Origin of the sequence: Halobacillus sp. BBL2006 (assembly GCF_000786645.1) — a bacterium.
GTDB lineage: Bacteria > Bacillota > Bacilli > Bacillales > Halobacillaceae > Halobacillus.
Map to the genome: position 1 here is coordinate 1 of NZ_JRNX01000482.1, position 2,178 is coordinate 2,178.

Here is a 2,178-nt window from a genome sequence, read left to right on the forward strand (position 1 = left end):
GGAAAAAGACAAAAAGATAAGAAAAAGGAGGAAGTCAAATGCAATATGCGATTGTAACAGGATCTTCAAGAGGGTTAGGTGAAGCCATTGCAGAACAAATGATTGAAAAAAACGTAAACATCATCGCTGTTTCTCGGAGTGAAAACGAAAAATTGAAGAAGAAAGCAGAAGAAAGGAAAGTAGATTATTTTCATGTCAGCTGTGATTTAAGTGATTCATCACAACTGGACGAAGGCCTTGATCGTATTATGGATATCGCTTTTAACGAGGACACCCATTACGTCTATCTTGTGAATAATGCCGGTGTCATTGAACCGATTGATACAATAGGGAATCTGGATGCTGATGCTGTCCAAAAACATATACAGGTTAACTTGACGGCACCAGTGTTAATCATCAATCGTCTTATTAAGGAAGCCAATCAAAAAGAAATCCGTACGTTTGTGATCAACATTACCTCAGGTGCTGCTGAACGATCCGTCCATGGATGGAGTACATACAGCACTACAAAAGCAGCCATCAATCGATTTACTGAGACATTGGCTCTGGAACAGGAAGGAAACGGTCATAAAGTCTTGGCCTATAGTCCTGGTGTCATAGATACCGACATGCAAGGAGAAATTCGTTCGTCTTCTGCAGAACAGTTTGCTGAAGTGGATAAGTTCAAGCAGTTGAAAGAAGAGGGGAAATTACGCTCCCCTGAGGAAGTAGCGGCTGTCTTAATGGATCTCATTAATCAACCGGATGATATTGAGAACGGAAAAGTGTATAAGCTTTACGATCTTGTAGAGAAACAGTAAGGACGGGCAGCCCCCGTCCTTATTTATATCTCAGTGTTTGACGATTTCGATTACTGTGTTGCTTTTCTCGGCACGAATTTTTGCCTCGCCTCCAATAGGAAAGGTGAATCGAGGAGTTGTATGTCCAAAGCTGGCTTGAGCAATTACAGGGATGTGGCGCAGTTCCTCTTTCGAAAGGATGATTTCCTTAAGCAGACTCATCGTCATGCTAGACTCTTTTTGGAAACGTCCGATGACAAGTCCTTTCACTTTTTCAAAGCCGGGTTGGTGAATAAGGGATTGCAGATCCCTGTCAAACGTTTGAGGAATGGTCATTTCGTCATCTTCAAGGAACAGGATAGCACCTTCGAGAGGTGGCATATATTCAGTACCATGAAGAAGATTGAGTGTACATAAATTGCCGCCTAAAGTTCGTCCGCTTGCTTCTCCAGGGCTGATCATTTCATAACCTTTGTTCTTATAGAAATTTCGGTTTTCCTGATCAAGGAACCAGGTATCGTCACTCCAATCTTCTGCAGGAAGGACAGAAATCGGCGCGCTTTGGGTAAATATTTTTTCGAAGTACTCCCAAGTATAAGAGATTCCCTTTTTCATACCGAACGTTGAAAAGTGGGGACCGCTATACGTTACTAGACCTGTTTTCCTATAAAAGGCGTTAGATAGGGCGGTGATATCCGAAAATCCACAAAAGATCTTCGGGTTTTCTTTAATTAAGTCATAATCGATGTAACGGAGGAGCTGATTGCTGTCGAAGCCTCCGATTGTGGTAAGAATCATTTTTACTTTTGGGTCGCGGAAAGCCTCATGGATGTCTGAAATTCTTTCTTCAATCGGTGTAGACAACGTGCCTTTATCTGTGTCTGAGTATGTACTGAAAGTGACGTCTACCCCCAGTTTCTTTAATCTTTCTACCGCAAGCTCTCTTTGATCTTCAGCAATCATGGTTAGGCTTTCGGCAGGGGATATGACTCGGATTTCATCACCTTTGTTCAATTTAGCTGGAAACATCTAACCCACTCCTTTATATAAATTACTACAATATACTAAATTATTTCGGGAATACTTTGAAGGTTATGATAAAGTTATTCAGCAATCGTGCAGGATTCTGTAAGACTCGATTTCGAGATATTCGGGATTCGTTGCTGTATTTAGAGTCAGAGGTGGTTGGGAAGCAGCTCGCTTCCTGCGGGGATGACGGCAAGCCTCCTCGGACTCCGTCCTGCGGGGTCACGCCAGCCCATCCATTCCCGCGGGAGTCTCGCAGCTTTCCAACCACCCCAAGTGATGCATGTGAGAAACGAACCCCTTTACCAGAAGGATTGTCTTCCACTATCACAGTGCTATAAGCATAAAGCGCTCTATATCATGCTCTCACCAT

2 protein-coding genes are annotated in these 2,178 nt (G+C 42.9%); one reads left to right on the forward strand and one right to left on the reverse strand.

From position 1 onward, the window contains the following. Window positions 1-38: 38 nt before the first annotated feature. Complete coding sequence (locus LD39_RS14295; protein ID WP_035548414.1) at window positions 39-800, forward strand: (S)-benzoin forming benzil reductase; 762 nt, start codon at window positions 39-41, stop codon at window positions 798-800. Between the two features lie 30 nt (window positions 801-830). Here the strand turns inward: LD39_RS14295 and LD39_RS14300 are convergent, their stop codons facing one another. Then, window positions 831-1,808, reverse strand: a complete 978-nt coding sequence (locus LD39_RS14300; RefSeq protein ID WP_035548416.1) for a S66 peptidase family protein — start codon at window positions 1,806-1,808, stop codon at window positions 831-833. Window positions 1,809-2,178: the final 370 nt, after the last annotated feature.

What these genes read in the sequence shown, in the direction of transcription:
- LD39_RS14300 (WP_035548416.1), bottom strand. Translation starts at nt 1,808, where the DNA reads ATGTTTCCAGCTAAATTGAACAAAGGTGATGAAATCCGAGTCATATCC.
- LD39_RS14295 (WP_035548414.1), top strand. Translation starts at nt 39, where the DNA reads ATGCAATATGCGATTGTAACAGGATCTTCAAGAGGGTTAGGTGAAGCC.